Source organism: Streptosporangium sp. G12, assembly GCF_052983175.1.
The window spans coordinates 29,302-44,895 of record NZ_JBRIQO010000013.1; the positions used below are offsets into that span (position 1 = coordinate 29,302).

The 15,594-nt window shown below is 70.7% G+C and carries 12 protein-coding genes; 9 read left to right on the plus strand and 3 right to left on the minus strand.

Annotated elements, in window-relative coordinates; translation table 11 throughout:
- The first annotated feature begins 209 nt into the window (after nt 1–209).
- The 4 genes from ACVCAG_RS20445 to ACVCAG_RS20460 all read left to right on the plus strand — a co-directional run bounded on the left by ACVCAG_RS20445 (nt 210) and on the right by ACVCAG_RS20460 (nt 5,031).
- Nucleotides 210–890, plus strand: coding sequence for an isochorismatase family protein (locus tag ACVCAG_RS20445; RefSeq protein WP_440065790.1), 681 nt, complete (start codon nt 210–212; stop codon nt 888–890).
- 3 nt (nt 891–893) lie between these two features.
- Entirely contained in the window at nt 894–2,510 is a 1,617-nt protein-coding gene (locus tag ACVCAG_RS20450) for a hypothetical protein (RefSeq protein WP_440081407.1), read from the plus strand.
- 129 nt (nt 2,511–2,639) lie between these two features.
- Entirely contained in the window at nt 2,640–4,508 is a 1,869-nt protein-coding gene (gene atzF, locus ACVCAG_RS20455) for an allophanate hydrolase (protein WP_440081408.1), read from the plus strand.
- Nucleotides 4,509–4,629: 121 nt separating this feature from the next.
- Nucleotides 4,630–5,031 (plus strand): RidA family protein, encoded by a 402-nt coding sequence (locus ACVCAG_RS20460; RefSeq protein WP_440081409.1) that lies wholly within the window; start codon nt 4,630–4,632, stop codon nt 5,029–5,031.
- Here the strand turns inward: ACVCAG_RS20460 and ACVCAG_RS20465 are convergent.
- A complete protein-coding gene (locus ACVCAG_RS20465; protein ID WP_440081410.1) occupies nt 5,021–5,275 on the minus strand; it encodes a hypothetical protein in 255 nt (84 codons plus the stop codon). The two genes, ACVCAG_RS20460 and ACVCAG_RS20465, sit on opposite strands and share 11 nt — an antisense overlap.
- Nucleotides 5,276–5,591: 316 nt before the next feature.
- On the opposite strand from ACVCAG_RS20465, the gene ACVCAG_RS20470 reads away from it, so the two are divergent.
- Entirely contained in the window at nt 5,592–6,338 is a 747-nt protein-coding gene (locus ACVCAG_RS20470; RefSeq protein WP_440081411.1) for a phospholipase, read from the plus strand.
- 147 nt (nt 6,339–6,485) lie between these two features.
- Here ACVCAG_RS20470 and ACVCAG_RS20475 read toward each other — a convergent pair whose 3' ends face one another.
- Both ACVCAG_RS20475 and ACVCAG_RS20480 read right to left on the minus strand, forming a co-directional pair.
- Complete coding sequence (locus ACVCAG_RS20475; protein WP_440081412.1) at nt 6,486–7,442, minus strand: TrmH family RNA methyltransferase; 957 nt, start codon at nt 7,440–7,442, stop codon at nt 6,486–6,488.
- Complete coding sequence (locus tag ACVCAG_RS20480; protein WP_440081413.1) at nt 7,435–8,208, minus strand: DUF4184 family protein; 774 nt, start codon at nt 8,206–8,208, stop codon at nt 7,435–7,437. Before ACVCAG_RS20480 ends, ACVCAG_RS20475 begins: the two co-directional genes overlap by 8 nt.
- 161 nt (nt 8,209–8,369) lie before the next feature.
- Between ACVCAG_RS20480 and ACVCAG_RS20485 the strand changes: the two genes are divergently transcribed.
- The 4 genes from ACVCAG_RS20485 to ACVCAG_RS20500 all read left to right on the plus strand — a co-directional run bounded on the left by ACVCAG_RS20485 (nt 8,370) and on the right by ACVCAG_RS20500 (nt 15,452).
- Nucleotides 8,370–8,999 (plus strand): cation transporter, encoded by a 630-nt coding sequence (locus ACVCAG_RS20485; protein ID WP_440081414.1) that lies wholly within the window; start codon nt 8,370–8,372, stop codon nt 8,997–8,999.
- A 370-nt stretch (nt 9,000–9,369) separates the two neighbouring features.
- A complete protein-coding gene (locus tag ACVCAG_RS20490) occupies nt 9,370–11,160 on the plus strand; it encodes a substrate-binding and VWA domain-containing protein (RefSeq protein ID WP_440081415.1) in 1,791 nt (596 codons plus the stop codon).
- A 201-nt stretch (nt 11,161–11,361) separates the two neighbouring features.
- On the plus strand, nt 11,362–13,803 hold the full coding sequence (locus tag ACVCAG_RS20495; protein WP_440081416.1) for a sigma factor-like helix-turn-helix DNA-binding protein: 2,442 nt from the start codon (nt 11,362–11,364) through the stop codon (nt 13,801–13,803).
- A 521-nt stretch (nt 13,804–14,324) separates the two neighbouring features.
- On the plus strand, nt 14,325–15,452 hold the full coding sequence (locus tag ACVCAG_RS20500; protein ID WP_440081417.1) for a GNAT family N-acetyltransferase: 1,128 nt from the start codon (nt 14,325–14,327) through the stop codon (nt 15,450–15,452).
- The last annotated feature ends 142 nt before the right edge of the window (nt 15,453–15,594 follow it).

Here is a 15,594-nt window from a genome sequence, read left to right on the forward strand (position 1 = left end):
ACGACCGGCGTCCGCATCCGGATCCCGACCGGGACCTGATCGAGCTCGGCGACCGTCCCGGCCGACGCCCGGCCACCGGGGAGGCGCGCGCCGGGCGGTGCGATCACGCTCCGGTCCGAGCCGCTAACAGAAGCGTAACCGGGCGGGAAAACCACCGACACAATTCTGTCGACAATCGACAAAAGGAGGATCCGAGGAACGGAGTCAACGTGTCCGATCCGCTTCTCGTCGAGGCCGAGCCGTACGCATACGGATTCGATCCGCGACACACAGCGCTGCTGCTCATCGACATGCAACGGGACTTCGTCGAGCCCGGGGGTTTCGGGGAGACCCTGGGCAACGACGTGTCCATGCTGCGGCGGGTCATCCCGCCGCTCCAGGAGGTGCTGGCCGCCACCCGCGCGGCGGGGATGACCGTCATCCACACCCGCGAGGGTCACCTGCCCGACCTGTCCGACTGCCCGCCCGCCAAGCTCGGCCGCGGCGCGCCGTCGCTGCGCATCGGGGACCCCGGCCCCCGGGGACGGATCCTGATCCGCGGCGAGTACGGCCACGACATCATCGACGAACTGGCCCCCGCCGAGGGCGAGCTGGTCGTCGACAAGCCCGGCAAGGGCTCCTTCCACGCCACCGACCTGGACCGGACCCTGCGGGCGGCGGACATCCGCAGCCTGATCGTCACCGGTGTCACCACCGAGGTGTGCGTGCACACCACCGTCCGCGAGGCGAACGACCGGGGTTACGAGTGCCTGGTCCTGTCCGACTGCGTGGGCTCGTACTTCGCCGAGTTCCAGCGGTACGGGCTCGAAATGATCGCCGCCCAGGGCGGCATCTTCGGCTGGGTCGCCCCCTCCGGCGGCTATCTCAAGGCACTCGAAACACGGAGCTGACCGATGACCACGACAACCGGCGCCGTCAAACTCAAGCTCCCCTGGTGGGTCGGCGGGGACACCAACGCCTTCTTCGGCCTCGGCTTCAACGTGATGGTCAACGTGCTGGTGCTGAGCGGCCTCTGCCTCGGGGTCGTCCACCTGCCCGGCTCCGACGTCTTCGGCGTCATCCTCCCGGCGATGGGCATCCAGCTCCTGATCGGCAACGTGTACTACACCTACCTCGCCCGGCGGCTCGCCCGCCGCGAGAACCGCACCGACGTGTGCGCGATGCCGTACGGGCCCAGCGTCCCGCACATGTTCATCGTCGTGTTCGTGATCATGCTGCCGACCTACCTGGCGACCAGGAACCCCCTGCAGGCCTGGGTGGCGGGGCTCGCCTGGTGCTTCATCATCGGCGTCATCGTGCTGATCGGCGCCTTCGTGGGCCCGTACATCCGCCGCTTCACTCCCAGGGCGGCGATGCTCGGCACCCTGGCGGGCATCTCGATCGCCTTCATCTCGATGCGGCCCGCCGCGCAGATGTGGGAGGCGGCCTGGATCGCGCTGCCGGTGCTGGTGATCATCATGGTCGGCTTCTTCACCGACCTGAGGCTGCCGGGCAACATCCCCGTCGGGCTCGCCGCGCTCCTCGCCGGTACCGCGATCGCCTGGATCGGCGGCTACATGAACCCCGCCGACGTGGGCGCCGCCGCCGAGAACATCGCGGTGAGCCTGCCGTCACTGAACATCGACCGCCTGCTCGAAGGGCTCGGCCAGGTCTCGCCGCTGCTGGCCACCGCCATCCCCCTGGGCATCTACAACTTCACCGAGGGCATGAGCAACGTGGAGAGCGCCGCCGCCGCGGGCGACTCGTACAACCTGCGCTCGGTGCTCCTGGCCGACGGCGCGGGCGCGGTGGTCGGCTCGATGCTGGGCTCGCCGTTCCCGCCCGCCGTCTACATCGGCCACCCGGGGTGGAAGTCCGCGGGCGGCCGTACGAGCTACTCGATGGCGAGCGGCGTCGTGATCGCGCTGTTCTGCTTCCTCGGCATGTTCGCGCTGCTCGGCGCGGTGCTGCCGGCGCCCGCGATCGTGCCGATCCTGCTCTACATCGGCCTGCTCATCGGCGCCCAGGCGTTCCAGTCGGTGCCGAAGGCGCACGCGGTGGCCGTGGTGATCGCGATCATTCCCAACATCGCCGCCTGGGCCCAGGGCTACATGGACAACGCGCTCGCCGCCGCGGGGACCAGCGCGCGGGAGGTCGGGTACGACACGATCGCGCAGAGCGGGACGGTCTACGAGGGAACGGCCCTGCTCGGCGGGGGCGCCGTGCTCGCCGGCCTGGTGCTCGGCTCGATCACGGCCTTCGTCATCGACCGGTCGTTCCTGTGGGCCGCCGGGTACGCCTTCGCCGGCGCGGCCCTGGCCTTCGTCGGCCTGATCCACGGTGAACGGGTCGAGTGGAACGCCAACGGCCAGGTCTCCCTGGGTTACCTCTTCGCGGGGCTGATCCTGCTCGCCTTCATATTCCTCAAGCCCAGGCCGTCGGACGAGGCGGCGGTCGCCGCCGACGCACCCGAGCCTGCCGCCGCGAGACCCGTCGCCGCGGGTTCGCCGGCGGCCCCCGCCACCTCGTGAGCGGTGCCCCGCGAACCGGCCGGCACCGGCTCGCGGGGCACGCCGCACGCCGACGACTCCCGCGAACCGGTCCGCGTCCCCGTGCCTCCATGCCGGGCACCGGAAACCACGTACACACAGGAAAGGCACATGCGCCCTCCGCCTGATCCGGACAGCACGCCCCACCCCACCCCGAACAGCACGGACAGCACGCTTCGCCTGGACCTGGAGAGCCTCTCCGGTCTCTACCGCTCCGGGACGGCCCGCCCCTGCGATGTCGCAGGGGAGGTGCTCGCGCGGATCGCGGCGCGGGGTGACGACCACGTGTGGATCACCCTGCGCCCGGCGGCGGACCTGCTCGGCGACGCGGCCGAGCTGGCCCGCCGCTGGCCGGACCCGGACGACCGTCCTCCGCTCTACGGCGTCCCGTTCGCGGTCAAGGACAACGTGGACGTGGCCGGGCTGCCCACCACCGCGGCCTGCCCCGCCTACTCCCACGTCCCGGGACGCGGTGCGCCGCTGGTGGAACGGCTGCTCGCGGCGGGCGCCCTCCTCGTCGGCAAGACCAACCTGGACCAGTTCGCCACCGGGCTGTCGGGCACCCGCAGCCCGTACGGCGCGTGCGAGTCGCCGCTGGTACCGGGCCTGATCTCCGGCGGGTCCAGCTCGGGCTCCGCGGTGGCGGTGGCCGCGGACCTGGTCTCGTTCGCCATCGGCACCGACACCGCCGGGTCGGGCCGGGTGCCCGCCGCGCTCACCGGAACCGTGGGGGTCAAGCCGAGCCGTGGCCTGGTCAGCACGCTCGGCGTGGTGCCCGCGTGCGCGTCGCTGGACTGCCCGAGCGTCTTCACCCGCTCGGCCGCCGACGGCCTCACCGTCCTGTCCGTCATCGCGGCCTTCGAACCCGCCGACCCCTGGTCACGCGCGCTCCCCGTCCCCGGTCCGGTGCCGCCTTCCGCGTACCCCCTGCGAATCGGGGTGCCGCGCGAACCGGAGTTCTTCGGCGACATCGCCGCCGAGGCGGCCTTCGCGGAGGCGGCGGAACGGCTCGCCGGTCTCGGTCACCGGCTCGTCCCCGTCGACCTCGACCCGTTCCTCGCCGCGGGACGGCTGCTGTACGAGGGATCGTGGCTCGCCGAACGGCTCGCCGCGGTCGGCGACTTCGTGGCCCGCAACCCCGGCGAGGTCCACCCGGTCACCCTGAAGGTGCTGTCCGGCGGCGGCGCGCTCAGCGCGGTGGACGCCTTCGAGGGGCTCTACCGCCTGCGCGCGCTGGAGGCGGAGACCCGGCGGGCATGGGCCTCGATGGACGTCCTCGCGGTCCCGACCGTGCCCACCACCTTCACCGTCGCGGAGATGCTCGAGAGCCCGATCGAACGCAACGCGATCCTCGGCCACTACACCACCTTCACCAACCTCCTCGACCTGGCCGGAATCTCCGTACCGGCCGGAACGACGACCACCGGCCGTCCGCACGGCGTCACCTTCCTGGGACCGGCGGGCTCCGACGAACTCCTCGCCGGTCTCGGCGCCACCTTCCACAGCCTGACCGGCGGCCCCGCGGTCCCCGTCCCGGGCACGCGCACACCAGAAGCTCGACCGGCCGCCTCCCTCGCCCACCCCGCCGAAGCGCGGGCGGTGCTCGCCGTGGTCGGCGCGCACCGCTCCGGCCAACCTCTGCACGGCCGGCTCACCTCCCTCGGCGCCACCGGCCTGGGGATCGCCCTGACGGCCCCCCTCTACCGCCTCTACGCCCTGGACGACGGTGACATGCCTCGCCCGGGGCTGGTCCGCTCGACCTCCGGCGGCGCCCAGGTGGAGGTCGAGCTGTACGACCTGAGCACCTCGGCACTCGGCGTCCTGCTGACGCAGACCACCCCGCCCCTCGGCCTCGGCACGATCCGGCTCTCCGACGGACGCGCGGTGCACGGCTTCCTCTGCGAGCCGTACGCCACCGAGCAGGCCCCCGACATCAGTCACCACGGCAGCTGGCCGGACTATCTCCTCTCCCTGCCGTAGTCCCGACGATCCGGCCCCCGGACCGGCGACGGCTCCGGCACGTCCGGGCCCGCGCCCGCCGAGACGCGGGCCCGGGAGACGGACCGTGCGCGAACCGGACCGGGGATCTACGGTTGGCCGTATGACTGAGCGGTTCGCGATCCTGAGCGGTTCGACCTTCGAGGAGCGGATCGGATACGCGCGGGCGGTGGTCGACGGCGACCGGGTGCACGTGTCCGGGACGACCGGCTACGACTACGCGACCATGACGATCTCCGACGACGTGGTCGAGCAGGCCGAGCAGTGCCTGCGCAACATCGAGGAGGCCCTGGCCAGGGCGGGCTGCTCGTTCGCCGACGTCGTCCGGGTGCGGTACATGCTGCCCGACCGCGAGGACTTCGAGCCCTGCTGGCCGGCCCTGCGCCGCCGTTTCGGCGAGGTCCGCCCGGCCGCGACGATGCTCGTGTGCGGCCTCGCCGACCCCCGCATGAAGATCGAGATCGAGGTGGACGCGCGCCGTCCCGCGGCACTGGTCATCGACTGACCAGCGGCAACAGGCGCATGGTCGTCGGCGGTTCCGTCCAGCCTTTGAAGGTCTTCACCAGGAACGCCTCATCCTCCGGACCGGCCCACACGGTCAGTGGCGCCCCCACCGCGAAAGCGACAAGACCGACGACCGTTCCCGTGCTGTCGCCATCAGGCCCGACCCGAAGGCACGCAAGCCAGGCGACAGCGCAGGCGGCGACGGTGAGGACGGTCGCCAGGATGACCCTGCTGCGCAGGCGCACCGCCACCTCCATGGTGAAAAAACCCGATCACCCACCGAAGATGCGACGCGCCAGAGGCAGGCAAGGGTTATTTCGTTCTGCAATCCTCTCATTTTTATAAGAAATCCACACTTCTCACACAAAGAGAATTCTTTTCCGATAAAACCCTTTGTCGCACTCTGTCAAATCAATGCCCCCGCGTCCTTTCCTGCGATATTCTTACACCGGAGGCACGGGAATTCCGGCCGGGTGGCGGAAACGTGGCAGGAATATCGCGCACGATTGAGGTGACAAGGCACGGAGAATAAGAAGTAGGCGACAAGCGAACGTCTCCACCATGCGCGTCGCCGATAAAACCAACGGAGAAAAGATGCCCCATCGCCCTCACCGTGTCCTGCGCACAGCCGGAGCGCTCATCCTTTCCGTCCCCCTCCCGACCGGAACGCATGCCGCGAGCGCGACCACGAGGGCGGGATCCGAGAACGCTCGAACGCTCCGAACGTTCGACGATCTCGAGGAGGCGACGGACCGGCACCCTTTCGAGTACTCCCTGGACGAGTTCGAGGCCGTATGGGACGAGAAGCACAACAGCTCGGGAGACGCTCCCAGATGGACGGCGGACGACTGCTCCAAGTCACCTGACACACCATCGGGGTACAGATTCGACTACGCCTGCCGACGCCACGATTTCGGTTATCGCAATTACCGGATCCAGCACCGTCTCACCGAGGAAAACCGCAAGCGCGTCGACGACAACTTCAGGAAGGACATGTATACGATCTGCGATGAGTACAGGGGCTGGGCCGCGCAGCAGGAATGCCATAGGCTCGCGGACTTCTACCACTACGCCGTCCGCCGTCTTGGGGCACAGCATCCATCGAAGTGCCGGGCCGGGGAAAACCCCAACCTGTGGAATCCCACGCTCATCTCGACGGAAAGATCGGCGCCTCTGCTCGGCAGGACGTTCGAACTACGTTTTCACTCCGGCGCCGACTGCGCGTGGGGGAGGACATCCAATGGATCCCACGGGACTCGGTCTGGGTCGACTGGTCGATCGACGGCGGCGGCACCTGGAAGCAACTGAGTGTGACCAGAATTCCCTACGGGGGGCGTCAGGTGTACACAGTCGCGCACAATCATTCCGGCTACACCATGCGCGCCTGCGGTAAAGCCGGAAACCGGCCCGACATCGCGTGCACAGGGTGGTGGTGAGCGGCGTCATCGAAGCACCTCACGGCGCCGAGATCGAACCTCGCATGAGGCCGTGACAGGCGATGGCCGCCGCGGCCACCACGTTGAGGGAGTCGACGCCCATGCCCATCGCGGCCGGGCTCATCGGAATGCAGACCGCCTCGTCGGCCTCGCGCAGCCAGCGGGAGGAGAGCCCGTCCCCCTCCGAGCCGAGCAGCAGGGCCACCCGGTCGGCCATGGGAGCCCTGTCTATGGGCGTGGCGGACTGGTCGGGGGTGAGGGCCAGCGTCCGGAAGCCCGTTCCGCGCAGTTCGGCCAGGCCGGCGTACCAGTCGGTCATGCGGGCGTACGGGATCGCGAAGACCGCTCCCATGGACACCTTCACCGAGCGCCGGTAAAGAGGGTCGGCGCAGCGCGGCGAGAGGATCACCGCTTCCACTCCCAGGGCGGCCGCGCAGCGGAAGATGGCGCCGACGTTGCCGTGGTCGACGAGGTCTTCGAGGACCAGGATGCGCCGGGGCGGTGAGCCGGTCCGTGCCACGGGCTCGCCGTCCTCGCGGTCGGACCCCGTCGCGGAACCGCGCAGGGGACGTGCCGTGAGTTCGGCGGCCTCGGGATCGGGCCCCGCCGGGGCGAGGTGACTCCCATCGCCGGGAGCGGCCCGGCCGGACAGGAGATCCTCCACCCCCGGAAGAGGAAGGCGTTCCATGGCGGCGAGGGCGCCTCGGTGGACCTGGAAGCCGGTGACGTCCTCCATGACGGCGTCGTCCACGACGTGGACCCGATCGCCGAGCGGGCCGAGGAGGTCGGCGAGGGGTTCGGCCCAGCGCGAGGTGAGGAGGACGGAGCGCACGGGGTGGCCCGCCGCGACGGCGCGGCGGATGACCTTCTCCCCCTCGGCGATGAAGAGGCCGTGCTCGGCCTCCATGCTCTTGCGCAGCTCGACGTCGCGCAGGTTGGCGTAGTCGGCCAGGTGGGGGTCGATGGCTTCAGGCACCCTCGAATACTGCCATGACCCGCCTGAGCTGCCATATCAGCGCGTAGACGAGCAGCATCGCGGAGCAGCCGACGACCACCCCCGCGCCCAGCCTCGTCACGAGCTCGGCCCCGCTGCCCGGGGGGAAGGCCACCGCCCAGGCGACCGCGCCCAGCGGGATCGACACGGCGGTGGCCAGGAGCACGGCCGCCCGCTCGCCCGCGGGCAGGAGCAGCCGCTCGGGCACCGGCCGCGGCTCCATCCCGGCCAGTCCGCGCCAGGCCCACCAGAGGACGACCACCAGGCCGATCACGGTGGAGGTGTACTGCAGCAGGCGGAACAGGGGGATCACTCCCGCCACCCGGGTGTCCAGCCAGCTCCAGCCCCACAGGGCCGAGCTGTACGAGTGGGTGAAGGAGTCCCAGAGCTTGTGGGTGAGAGCGCCCACGACGCCTCCGGCGATCACGGCGGGCAGCCGCCGCAGCCCGTACATGCCGGGGGTCAGCGAGGCGGCACGCCCGGCGAGGGTGGGAGGCAGGAGCGCGGTCAGCGGGTCGCGGAGCACCAGGTGGAAGACGGCGAGCAGCACGACGACGGCGAACGGGTCGATCGTGAGGACGCCCCTGAGGGAGTGCCAGATCATGTAGTCGGGCAGGAACGGGAAGAAGATCGGCAGGTCGGGCACCATGGCGCCCAGGGCGAGGGCCCAGGGATCGAGGAACCGGCGTATCCGCTCCGAGGAGATCAACGGCAGCACGGCTGCGACGTGACTGGGCGTGAACGGCACGGGTTTCCCTCCGACGATCTGCTGGACGGCTCAATCCTGCGACACGGCCGCCTCGTGGGAACACGCCGCTGTCACCGCGTGGAGCTTTACCACTTTCCCGCCTCACACACTTCGTGACGTATAGATTACCGAGCGCTGCCGATCGGTATCCGGAGGTCGTCGTGACCGATCAGATCGTGCTGGCGCCGCCGAGCGCCGAGTGGCTGCGTGACGCCCGCAGGGCTCGCGCGCTCTCCCTCGCCACTCTGGTCTGGCTGGGCGCCGAGAGCGTGCTCGGCATCGCCGCCGGTCTGGGGGCGCACTCGGTCGCCCTCATCGGCTGGGGCGTGTCGGCCCTGGTGGAGGCGGCGGCCAGCCTGATCGTGGTCTGGCGGTTCACCGGGGCGAGGACCGGGTCCGCGCACGCCGAGGTACGGGCCCGCAGGGCGGTGGCGATCAGCTTCTGGATCCTCGCCCCCTACCTGGTGCTGCACGTGGCGCACGACCTGAACGCGGGCCACCGGGCCGTGCCGAGCGTGCTCGGGATCGTGGTGACGGCGGCCAGCGTGGTCGGCATGCCGTTCCTGGGAATGGCCAAGCGGCGGCTGGGCGTGCGGCTGCACTCGGCGGCGACCGCAGGCGAGGGGACGCAGAATCTCCTGTGCGCCCTGCTCGCGGCGGGGGTGCTGGCGGGGCTCGCGCTGAACTCCGCCGGGTGGTGGTGGATCGATCCCGCCATGGCGGTTCTGCTGGCGGCGGTGGCGGCGCGCGAGGGTCTCAGGGCGTGGCGCGGGCACTCCTGCTGCCACTGATCGCCCTTCCCGACCGCCGCCGCAGGGCTCCCCGGCCGCCGTCCGTCGATCGCCGCGGGTGCCGCCGCCGATCGCCTTTCCCCGTCGCCGGCCATCCGGTTCCACCGGCCGCCGGTCACCTGTCTCCCGTTGCCGATCTTCCGTTGTTCCTGCCGCGTTTCTGCCGCCCGACCAGGTGATCTCCGCGACCGCCGGTCGTCCGCGGCCCGCGCGGACGCAGGGCTTCGTGATCGACACATACGGTAACAGCGGTACCGAAATGCGTTTTTTGCCCCAGTAACCATTCCCAGTACAGTTCCGTGAATATTGCGGACGACCTCCCGATAGGGTGACCCGCTAGCTCCATGACATCGACACCAAAGAGGACATCGTGGGCGGACGTCACCGGACGGATGAACTCGAGGACGGCTACACCCCGTACAAGGAACCGCAGCCCAGACGCAGGCGCGGGGGGCGTGGCAAGGTGCTGGTCCCGCTGGCCGGGTCCGTCGCCCTCGCGGTGCTGCTCGGCGTCGCCGCGTTCGTGGTCATCAACCGCGACCGCGGCGCCGGGGCGTGCGGGGGCGAGGCGCTCCCGCTGCGGATCACCGCCTCCCCGGACATCCAGCCCGCCCTGTCCCAGATCGCCGGGCGCTTCAACAAGGCGGCCCACGACGTCGAGGGCAGGTGCGCCACGGTCACGGTGACCAAGGGCGCCTCGGCGACCGTGGCCTCCTCCTTCAGCGGCGGCAAGGCCGCCGCGATGGACATGTGGATCCCGGACTCGAAGCTGTGGGTGACGAACCTGCGGGCGAGGAACCAGGAGGTGCCCGAGGCGGGCGAGTCCATCGCCCACTCCCCCATCGTCATGGTGGCCTCCGGCTCGGTGGTGCCGAACCTGAAGAAGAGCTTCGGCGAGGCCAGCTGGGGCGGCATGATCAACGCCGCCAACGTGGCCAACGTGGACGGTCCAGGCCGCAAGGTTCGCGTCCTCGTGCTGGATCCCTCGCTCAACGCCGCCGGGCTCGGCGCGCTCCTGGCCGCCGCCGGGGTGGCCACGGCCTCCGGCGCGGGCGAGGAGCAGCTGGTCGGCGCGCTCAAGAGCCTGTCGGGGTCGACGTCGACGGTCCGCGACCAGGACGCGCTGCTGGCCAGCCTCGGCGTCAAGGGCAGCAAGGCCCCGCTGGGCATCTCCTCGGAGCAGGGGGTCTGGGCGTTCAACAAGTCCAAGAAGCCCGAGGTCCCGGCCGTGCCGCTCTATCCGGCCGAGGGGACGATCAACCTCGACTACCCGGTGGTGATCACCGCCGAGGACGCCGCCGTGCGCAAGGCCGCCGAGGCGTTCCGCAAGGAGCTGGGCAGCGAGGCGTCCAGGAAGACGCTGCAGGACCAGGGGTTCCGCACCCCTGACGGCAAGGGCGGCAAGGCGATCTCCGGCTCCGACGGCTTCCAGGCCAAGGCCCCGCAGGCGATCGAGCCGCCCGACGGCAAGACCGTCGCGAGGATGTCCCAGACCTGGTCCCGGATCAAGCTGGGTACGAGGCTCATCACCCTGCTGGACGTCTCGGGCACCATGGCCCTCCCGGTGCCCGGTACCGGGCTGACCCGGATGCAGGCGATCAGCAGGATCGCCGTCGAGGGCATGAAGCTCTTCCCGGCCAAGAGCGAGATGGGACTGTGGGAGTTCTCCACCCATCTCAACGGCCAGGGGGTCGACTACCGCGAGACGGTCCCGGTCGGCCCGCTCACCGAGGACATGAACGGTGTCCTGCGCAGGGACGTGATCAACCAGAGGCTGATCACGACCCGGGCGAAGTCGACCGGCGACACCGGTCTCAACGACACCCTCGCCGCCGCCTACAAGCAGATGACCGACGAGTACCAGAGCGACAAGATCAACACGGTGCTGATCCTCACCGACGGCGCCGGCAACGACGACCCGGACGGCGGGATCAGCAACCAGCAGATCCTGAAGCGGCTCAAGGAGCAGTTCGACCCGGAGAAGCCGGTCAGCGTCCTGATCATCGCCTTCGGCCCCGACGCACCCAAGGGCAAGCGCCAGATGGACGCCCTGGCCAAGGCGACCGCCGGTGACGCGTACATCGCCAAGAACATCCTGGAGGTCAGGAAGTTCTTCCTGGAGGGCATGAAGCGCCGGCTCTGCGCTCCCAACTGCGACTGACCCTTCCTCCTCACCTTCATCCTGTACGGCTGGTGTCACATTGGCACCAGCCGTAGCAGTTTTCCCAGGTCATACCGTGTCGGCATGATATGAACCCCTTTGGTCAACCGGTTGCCGGGAGGTGGCGTCCTACGCGTGTGGGCTGGAACGGGTGAGTGGTGAAACCCGTGAACGAGCCCGTCTCGCGGGGGAGGAATGTCCGTGCCCGGATGGCCGACCGTCGGCCGAACCGACGATCAACAACTCGTTGAGGCGCTGCGGCGTGCCGACACAACGGCGCCGGCGAGCCTCTACGACTCCTATGCCGAACGTCTCAACGACTACGCCCACTCGCTGCTGGGCGACCGTGAGGCCGCCGCCGGTGCCGTGCACGCCGCCCTGGTCGCGGCCCAGGGCGGCGTGGACCGCCTGCGCGAGCCCGGCCGCCTGCGCGCGTGGCTGTACGCGCTCGTGCGGATCCGGTGCGCGGACGAGGGGCGCGACGGCCCGCGGGGGTCGGCGCCGCCGCCCGACGTCCACGACGACCCGGGCGAGCGGGAGCTGGCGGCCCTGGTCCACGAGGCGATGGCGGAGCTGAGCGGGCAGGAGCGCGAGGTGCTCGAACTGTCGCTCCGCCACGACCTCGGCAGCGGCGAGGTCGGCGCGGTGCTGGGGCTGACCTCCCGCCAGGTCACGGCGAGACTCGGCCGGGCCCGCGACCACCTGGAGAACGCGGCCGCCGCCGTGGTGCTCGCCAAGGTCGGCCGGGCGCACTGCCCCGACCTGTCGGCGATGGTGGACTCGTGGGAGGGCCCCCTCACCACGCTGCTGCGCAGGCGGCTGTCGGCCCACATCGGCCGCTGCGAGGTCTGCGTCGAGCGCAGGGATCGGCACGTCTCGGCCGGGCGGCTGCTGGACCTGGTGCCCCTGGCCTACCCTCCGCTCTCCCTGCGCCGCCGGGTGATCGAGACCTGCGTGAACCCGGAGGCGCGCGAGGACCGCGCCGCCATCGTCGCCGGGAACGGCTTCGACAAGGCCGGTTTCCCCGTCGCGGCCGAACGGCGCACGGGGGGCCGCCGGTGGGGCGGCAGGAGGGGCGCGGGCGGCAGGCGGGCACGCGACGAGAGCTCTCCCTCGGGCGGGGGGAGCACGCCCCCCGGGGGCACCCGCTCCCGGCACGCGGCGCTCCCCGCGGACACCGGGACGTCACACCCGGACGCGAGGGCGTGGCCGACCGGGACGGAGGCGCGGGCGGGACACGCGGACACCGGGACACGCTCCCCGGAGAGCGTGCCGCGCCACCCCGAGATCGGGACGGCGCCGAGGTACGTGATGGCGTCGCCGGCGGACGGCGAGCCCGGACGCGCGGCACCGTGGACGGACGCCGGGACCCCGCGCGCGTCACGGCCCGCGGACGGCGATGCGCGGCACGCGCCACCCCCCGTGGACATCGAGGCCTGGCCGGCACCGGCCGTGAGCGCCGAGGCCTGGCCGGCACCGACGACGAACCCCGACGCCTGGCCGGCACCCCCCGCGGACGGCGAGGCGTGGCGCACCACACCACCCGAGAACACCGAGGTGTCAACGGACGGTGAGACCTGGCGCACACCGCCGTACGCGAACGGCGAGGCGTGGCGCACGTCGTCTCCCGACGACGAGGTGTGGCCCGCGCCGTCCCCCGACGGTGAGGTCTGGCGCACGTCGTCTCCCGACGACGAGGTGTGGCCCGCGTCGTCCCCCGACGAGGCGTGGCCCGGGGAGTCTCCCGAGGGCGGTGAGGCCCGGCCCACTCCGCCGGCCGGTGGCACCGAGGTCTGGCCCACGTCACCGGAGGAGGCTTCCAGGGTACGACGCACGTCACCGGCGGGAGACCCCGGGGTCCGGCGTACACCGCCGCCCACCGGCGAGGGGAAGCGGAGGACGGAGGCGCCGCCCGCGCAGCGGCGGCGGCGGCGCGGGCGCAGGGGGCCGGTGCTGCTGGCGGTGGTGTGCGTGCTGGCCGCCACCGGGGCGGTGGTCGTGGTGGGCGGGCAGGACCTGGCCGGAGGGGCGTTGAGGGACCCCCAGACCGCGCCGGGGACGGAACCCGCGCTGATCACGCTGGAGCCCGGCCCCGAGCCGGAGCCCGGCTCGCCGCCGGAGGACCCGGAGGCGGAGGCCGCGCCGACGCCCACCCCGAAGCGGAGCCGGAGGACCGAGGCGCCCGCCCCCGCCGTCCCCACCGCCACCGCGGCGCGACCGGCACCGAGCCGTGCGCCCACGGCGGGGCGGCCCCGCCCCACCCGCACCGCCGCCAGGCCGCCCGCGGCCGGACGGCTGAGCGTCTCGTGTCCGGGCGACATCGGGGAGGGCGCCGGGCAGATCCGGCTCGCGGCACGCAACGCCACGGTCTCGTGGTCGGCGACCACCTCCGGCGGGCTCGACGTCCATCCCGCGCAAGGGCAGCTGAGGGCGGGCTCGAGCAGCGTGATTTGGGTCACCGCCAAGGATCCGTCGGAGAGCGGCACCGGGCGGGTCGCGTTCAGGTCCGCCGGGGGCAACGCCGGATGCGCGATTTCCTGGGAAAGCCCTGAATCCGAGGCCTCCACCCCTCAGGACGAGCCGGCTCCCGACCCGACCCCGACCCCCTCCGCCGGAGCGAGCTCCGAGGAGGCGACGGGCTGATTCCCGCATCTCGTTTTACCTAACACCGAGACTTCTCCCGTGGATCAGGTAAACCATGGACTGGTGCCGAGCGTCGGCATTGACGTCCATGTTGAGTGATTGGTCACATGAAGAGCGCGATCAGTCACGTCATTACCAACCAGGAGCTCGGAGATGTCGATCAAACGCAGGGGGCTCAAGTGGGCCCTCACTCTCGCCTGTGTCGCGGGAGCCGTGATCGCCTTAGCCGACATCGACACTCCGTTACGCTTGTTCCTTACGCCCCTGTTCCTGTTGGTCGTTCCGGGCGCCGCAGTGGTAGGACTGTTGCGTGATCGTGACCCGCTTGCGGCACTATCAGTGGGTGCGGCAGCGAGCCTGGTTGTGAACGTTCTCCTGGCCGCTGCCATGCTTACCTTTGACGCATGGTCGCCCCGTGCCGGAGTCGCGACGATTGCGGTGCTCGGCGGCTTCATATACGTACTACGCGTGTTGTATCGGGGGAGCGGGAGCTTGCAGACCGAACAGGGGGCCAGGTCAAGGTGAACATCGTCATCGTTCGCCCGGAGGACCTCGGGGAGCCCGAGATCTCACGATGGCGGGAGTTGCAGGTGGCGGATCCGTCGCTGGACAACCCCTTCCTCTCCGTGGAGTTCACACTCGCCATGGGGCGGCTGCGCGACTACGTCCGTGTCGCGGTCATCCAGGACGGCGGCAAGATCGTGGGGTTCTTCCCCTACGAGCGCCACAGCTTCGGGATCGGCAAGCCTCTCGGCGGCTTCCTGACCACCTGCCACGGGTTGATCTCGGTCCCCGGCCTCAAGCTGGACGTCCGGACCCTGCTGCGCGCCTGCAAGCTCTCCGTCTTCGACTTCGACCACCTGGTCCCCGGCCAGCCGACGTTCGCACCGTACGAGTCGGACGTGCGACCGGCTCCGGTGATGGACCTCAGCGTGGGGTTCGAGACCTACATCGAGCAGGTGAAGGCCAACTCGCCGAAGAACCTCAAGACGGTCCGCTACAAGGAGCGCAAGCTCGGCCGCGAGCAGGGCGAGATCCGCTTCGAGTGGTACTCGGCCGACCCGGGCACGCTGCGCACGCTCACCAACTGGAAGTCCGACCAGTACCGCAGGACCGGCCGGGTCGACCGCTTCGCCCAGCCGTGGATCGTCCAGTTGCTCGACGAGATGCACGCGGCGAGGTCCGAGAGTTTCGCGGGCGTCCTGACCATGGTCTACGCCGGAGACAGGCCCGTCGCCGGCCACTTCGGCCTCCGGACGGCGACGACCCTGGTGGGCTGGTTCCCGGCCTACGACACCGAGTTCGCGCGTTACTCCCCCGGCATCATGCACCACCTGCACATGGCTGAGCACGCCGCGAACTCCGGGCTGCAGCAGGTCGACATGGGCAAGGGCGGACGCGAGTACAAGAGCTGGTTGAAAAGCGGTGACCTCTTCGTCGCGGAAGGCCGCGTGTCGCGTCCCTCCCCGGCCGCCGCCGTCCACTGGATCGGCCGCACCCCCGTCAACAAGGCACGAACGATCGTTACAGATCGCCCGAATTTGTACAGGCTTGCCGATCGTGTGCTGAAGGGTTTCGGCCGTATGCGCGCCCCCGCGCAGAACCAATCAGGCACTCCGGTCGTCAAGGAACCATGGGGAGTCGGCTAGACCGCTCCCGTTCATCACCACACCACCCGCCAGGACCCTCGCATGCATCCCTCATCGCATTCGCCGTTTCCGCCGGTCGTCCCGACCGGCGAAGGCCCCGGGTCCGTCCGCCAGTCACCCCTGACGACCGACCGCCCGGAAG

What these genes read in the sequence shown, in the direction of transcription:
- ACVCAG_RS20450 (WP_440081407.1), top strand. Translation starts at nt 894, where the DNA reads ATGACCACGACAACCGGCGCCGTCAAACTCAAGCTCCCCTGGTGGGTC.
- atzF (WP_440081408.1), top strand. Translation starts at nt 2,640, where the DNA reads ATGCGCCCTCCGCCTGATCCGGACAGCACGCCCCACCCCACCCCGAAC.
- ACVCAG_RS20460 (WP_440081409.1), top strand. Translation starts at nt 4,630, where the DNA reads ATGACTGAGCGGTTCGCGATCCTGAGCGGTTCGACCTTCGAGGAGCGG.
- ACVCAG_RS20470 (WP_440081411.1), top strand. Translation starts at nt 5,592, where the DNA reads ATGCGCGTCGCCGATAAAACCAACGGAGAAAAGATGCCCCATCGCCCT.